6 protein-coding genes are annotated in these 4,787 nt (G+C 74.1%); 5 read left to right on the plus strand and 1 reads right to left on the minus strand.

Going from position 1 to position 4,787, the window contains the following annotated elements:
• From ACTUAL_RS09305 to ACTUAL_RS09320, 4 genes are all read left to right on the plus strand, one after another.
• On the plus strand, positions 1 to 505 hold a 505-nt coding region (locus ACTUAL_RS09305; RefSeq protein WP_440899967.1), incomplete at its 5' end, for a hypothetical protein.
• 47 nt (positions 506 to 552) lie between these two features.
• Positions 553 to 1,068 (plus strand): pyridoxamine 5'-phosphate oxidase family protein, encoded by a 516-nt coding sequence (locus ACTUAL_RS09310; RefSeq protein ID WP_440899968.1) that lies wholly within the window; start codon positions 553 to 555, stop codon positions 1,066 to 1,068.
• Positions 1,069 to 1,207: 139 nt separating this feature from the next.
• On the plus strand, positions 1,208 to 2,401 hold the full coding sequence (locus ACTUAL_RS09315) for a cytochrome P450 (RefSeq protein WP_440899969.1): 1,194 nt from the start codon (positions 1,208 to 1,210) through the stop codon (positions 2,399 to 2,401).
• A gap of 5 nt (positions 2,402 to 2,406) precedes the next feature.
• Positions 2,407 to 2,595, plus strand: coding sequence for a ferredoxin (locus ACTUAL_RS09320; protein WP_177154273.1), 189 nt, complete (start codon positions 2,407 to 2,409; stop codon positions 2,593 to 2,595).
• Between the two features lie 13 nt (positions 2,596 to 2,608).
• Here the strand turns inward: ACTUAL_RS09320 and ACTUAL_RS09325 are convergent, their stop codons facing one another.
• Positions 2,609 to 3,061: a DUF6314 family protein gene (locus ACTUAL_RS09325; RefSeq protein WP_440899970.1), complete on the minus strand. Its 453-nt coding sequence runs from the start codon at positions 3,059 to 3,061 to the stop codon at positions 2,609 to 2,611.
• A 176-nt stretch (positions 3,062 to 3,237) separates the two neighbouring features.
• Between ACTUAL_RS09325 and ACTUAL_RS09330 the strand changes: the two genes are divergently transcribed.
• Positions 3,238 to 4,787, plus strand: a 1,550-nt coding sequence (locus ACTUAL_RS09330) for an ABC transporter ATP-binding protein (protein ID WP_440899971.1), incomplete at its 3' end; no start/stop codon positions are given.

The raw sequence follows: 4,787 nt of genomic DNA on the forward strand, positions 1-4,787 counted from the left end.
GGCGTGGCTGGTGCTGACCTACACGCCGTTCCTGGCGCTGCTGGCGGGCAACCTCGCCGGCGCGGTGCTGGCCTGGCGCACGGCGGTCGGCAGCCGGTTGCGGGTGCTGCTGCTCGCCGCAGCCGTGACCGCGCTCGCCGCGGCGCCCCGCCTGGCGCTGGCGGGCGAGGTCACCGAGGAGAACGCGCTGGACCACCTGGTGCTGAACGCCTGCCTGGCCACCGCCGCCGGGCTGGTGGTGTTCGTGGCGCGGGTCGTGGTGAGCGGGCGGCCGGGGATCGCCGAAGGGGCCGCAGGCGCGTGGGTCGCGACGCCGCTGACCGCGTTGGCGCTCACCCTGGAGTCCGGCCAGCCGCAGCACGTGCTGTGGTTGGCGCTGGAGCAGGCTGCGGCTTGCCTGGCACTCGTGCTGCCGCTCACGGCCGCCGTCGCCGCCGCGCTGACAGCCGCCCGCGGCGGGACCCCGGTCGCGCGCGAGCCCGTGGTGGAGCCGAGCCGGGCGTGACAACCGGGCGGGGCCGAGGGCGCTCCAGCCACCGCTACCGTGGCTCGATGCGTGAGACGCCCGAAGAACTCAACGAGCTCCAGGCCCTGCTCGACGCCTCCCTGTCCCGCTCCACCGACCACCTCCGCTCGATCGTCGTCGAGCACACCATGACCGCCGAGCAGCTCACCCAGGTCCTGACCGGGATGCGCACGCTCGCCCTGTCCACCGTGACGGCGAAGGGCGAGCCGCGGATCAGCGCTGTGGACGGGCACTTCCTGCACGGCAAGTGGCACTTCGGCACAGCGCGCACCGCCGCCAAGGCCCGCCACCTCGCGGCCCGCCCGGCCGCCAGCGCCGCGCACCTGCGCGGCGAGGACCTGGGGGTGTTCGCGCACGGCGCGGTGGAGGTCCTCAACCCCCCGGACGGCGAGGCCGCCGCGGACTGGCCGGAGGTGCTCGCTTACCTCAAGGACTTCTACGGCGACCAGAGCGACTGGGACGGGGAGGTGTTCTACTACCGGCTGCGCCCGCACTGGATGACCGTCTACGCGCCCGACGCCGCGAAGCTCATCACCGGGTGACCGCCCCCGGCTCTCCGCACTCCTGCGTTCCGCCGCACCCCTGTGTCCACCCGTTGGCGGTCCGATCGCACCCCCAGGTCGCGTTACCGTCGGTGCGCTCGCCCCCGGCAAGTCCCCTCCTGCTGGAAGGACGCCCACCGTGACCGAGTCCGCCATCCTCCCCGTCCCCCGCGACCAGCGCGCTCACCCCCTGGGACCACCGGCCGGGATGGTGGAGGCGCTCGGGCACGGACCGGTGCGGATGGTGTGGCCCAACGGGGTTCCGGCGTGGGTGATCAGCAGTTACTCCGGGGTCAGGACGGTGCTGTCCGACCCGCGCTTCACCTCCATGCGCGAGGGCGGGCCGGACATGCGGGCCTCCGGGGACACGATCATCGGCGAGAAGCGCCCCGGCAACATCAACGTGCTCGACGGGGCCGAGCACATGCGGCTGCGCCGTCCGCTCTCCCGCGCGTTCATGGTCAAGAAGATGAACGCCATGCGCCCGTTCATCCAGCGCGTCGTCGACGCGCACCTGGACGACATGGAGCGCTCCGGCGCGCCCGCCGACCTGGTCTCGGCGTTCTGCCTGCCGATCCCGTCGCTGGTGATCGCCGAGCTGCTGGGCGTGCCCACCGAGCACCAGCCGCTGTTCCAGGCCACCGCGCGGGGCATGTTCGGCGTGGACAACGCCAAGGAGGACTACCTGCGCAACGCCGCCGAGCTCGCGGGCGTGCTGGTGCCGGTGGTGGAGGCCAGGAAGCGCGAGGGCACCAGCGACGACCTGATCGGGCTGATGGCCAACGAGACCGACTTCGAGCTGGACGAGCTGCTGTTCCTGGCGATCGGGCTGCTCGCCGCCGGCCACGAGACCACGTCGGGCGCCATCGGGCTGTTCGCGCTGACCCTGTTCGAGAACCCCGAGCAGCGGGCGGTGCTCCAGGCCGACCCGGACCGGGTGGACGTGATCGTCGAGGAGCTGCTGCGCTACTCGCAGGGCAGGCTCGGCGGGGCCGCGCTGGCGCGGCGGGCGCTCCAGGACGTGGAGCTGGACGGCGTGACGATCCGCGAGGGCGAGTGGGTCACGGTCTCGCTCACCGCGAACCTGGACGACGCGCTGTGCGAGCAGGCTGGCGAGCTGGACCTGACCCGGAAGAGCGTGGCGCACCTGGGCTTCGGGTTCGGCCCGCACCAGTGCCTGGGCGCGAACCTGGCCCGCACCGAGCTGCAGATCATGCTGCGGTCGCTGTTCACCCGGTTCCCGGACCTGGCCCCGGCGGTCCCGGTGCCGCAGATGCGGTTCCGGACGGACTCGATCACCTACTCAGCCGTCGAGATCCCCGTGGTGTGGTGACGGCGGTGACCGTGCGGATCGAGCGGGACGGGTGCATCGGGTCGGGGCAGTGCGTGCTCGCCTCGCCGGAGGTGTTCGACCAGGACGACGACGGCGTGGGCGTGGTGCTGCGCCCCGACCCGCCGGACGAGCTGCTGCCGAAGGTGCGCGACGCGGTGCACCGCTGCCCCGCCGGGGTGGTGGCGCTGGACTGACCCCGCGACCCGGTCAAGGACCCTCGGGCCCGCCGTCGCGCTCGTAGTCGGTGAGCAGCTCGTAGTCCTTGGCCGGGCCGGTGGCGCGCCAGCGCTCGGTGTAGCTGTCCGGGCCGGTGATCCGGCCGGTCACCAGGTAGGTGTCCGGGCTGCACCAGTGGTCCGCGCTCCAGCCGCCCTCGCCCAGGCGCAGCCGGTAGAACTCGCGGCCGTCGGCGAACGTCACGTCCAGCACGTCCGCGCCGCGCTCGGCGTACCGCAGCGACCGCGTGGCGGGCCGCCGCACGCCGCCCAGCTCGACCTCGCCCTCCTCGTGGTAGGCGAGCTGACCGGACTCCGGGTCGTCCGCGAACACCGCCCACCCGGTGAAGGCGCCCTCCTGCCCGGCCCGGTGGTCCACGACGCGCCGCCGCACCCGCCACCGCCCGCGCAGGAAGTCCGCGACCCCGTGCTGCTCCTCGCTCACCCCGCGAAGACTTCCAGGTCCACCCCCGCCGCGCCAGGCGGCCGGGGCGCCACAGCGGGTGCGCCCGCGTTCGGCGGACGGGGGAACCGGTTGGGGCAGAAGTGTTATTCGATCGCCCGGCCCCTCCGGCCCGGTGCAGCATCGGGCGCCGGGACCGATCCTGGAGGAGGCGATCCGTGGGGGCACCACCGGAGCAGGGCGCAGGAGAGCAGTCCACCACCGGCCGGGGCAGGGCGGTGCTGCTCGCGCTGCGCCTGTACCTGCGGGAGCTGCGCCGCCACGGCCCGCTCACCGCGGGCGGGATGCTGCTGCCCGCGCTGGGCAACACCTGCCTGCTGTACGTGGCCCCGCTGGCGGTCGCCGCGCTCGCGGGCCGGGTCGTGGAGGGCGCGGGCGTCGCCGAGGCCGCGCCGCTCCTGCTGGCGTTCGGCGGCGTGATGCTGTTCGCCGAACTGCTGTGGCGCGTCGGCATCCACTGCCTGAACCGGGTCGACGGCCGGGGCATCGAGCACCTGTCGGTGTCCGGCTTCGACGCGCTGCTGGCCAAGGACGCGGCGTTCTTCCACACCAACTTCGCCGGGTCGCTGACCAAGCGGGTGCTCGGCTTCGCGGGCCGCTTCGAGGACTTCACCGACGCGCTGGTGTTCAGCGTGGTCGCCAAGGTCGTGCCGCTGGGCTTCGCGTGCGTGGTGCTGTGGGGCTACCACCCGGCGCTGGTGGCGGTGCTGCTCGGCCTGATCCTGGTCACCGGCTTCGCGGCTGCCCCGCTGGTGCGCCGCCGCCAGCGCCTGGTCGACGAGCGCGAGGCCGCCTACGCGCGGGTGTCCGGGCACGTCGCGGACGTGCTGTCGAACGTGGAGGCGGTGCGGGCGTTCGGCGCGGAGGAGCGGGAGGGCGCCGAGCACCGGCGGCGGGCGGCCGAGAGCCGGGCGCTGGCGCTGCGCTCGTGGGACTACGGGAACCTGCGGGTGGACGTGCTGGTGGCGCCGATGTCCGTGCTCACCAACGTCCTCGGCCTGGTGGTGGCGGTGTGGGTGAGCGGCGGGCTGGGCCTGGAGGCGCTGCTGGTGACGTTCACCTACTACGGCAACGCCACCCGGATCATGTTCGAGTTCAACCACGTCTACCGGCGGTTGGAGGGCTCGCTCACCGAGGCCGCGCAGTTCACCGAGCTGCTGCTGGACGAGCCGACCGTGCTCGACCCCGCCGAACCGGAGCCGGCCCCGACCGGGGACTCCCGCGTGAGCTTCGACGGCGTGGCGTTCGCGCACCCCGGCGCGCCGCCGCTGTTCACCGGGCTGGACCTGGACATCCCGGCGGGCGCCAGGGTCGGCCTGGTCGGGCGCTCGGGCGGGGGCAAGACCACGCTGACCCGGTTGCTGCTGCGGCTGAGCGACGTGGACGGCGGCAGCGTGCGGATCGGCGGGCAGGACATCTCGCGGGTGCGGCAGGCGGAGCTGCGCGGGCTGATCGCGTACGTGCCGCAGGACCCGTCCATGCTGCACCGGACGCTGCGGGAGAACATCGCGTTCGCCAGGCCCGGCGCGAGCGAGGCCGAGATCCAGCGGGCGGCGGGCGCGGCGCACGTGGTGGAGTTCGCGCGGGAGCTGCCGGAGGGGTTCGACACGGTGGTGGGCGAGCGCGGCGTGAAGCTGTCCGGCGGGCAGCGGCAGCGGGTCGCGCTGGCCCGCGCGATCCTGCGCGACGCGCCGATCCTGCTGCTGGC

Source organism: Actinosynnema sp. (genome assembly GCF_052038725.1).

What these genes read in the sequence shown, in the direction of transcription:
- ACTUAL_RS09310 (WP_440899968.1), top strand. Translation starts at nt 553, where the DNA reads ATGCGTGAGACGCCCGAAGAACTCAACGAGCTCCAGGCCCTGCTCGAC.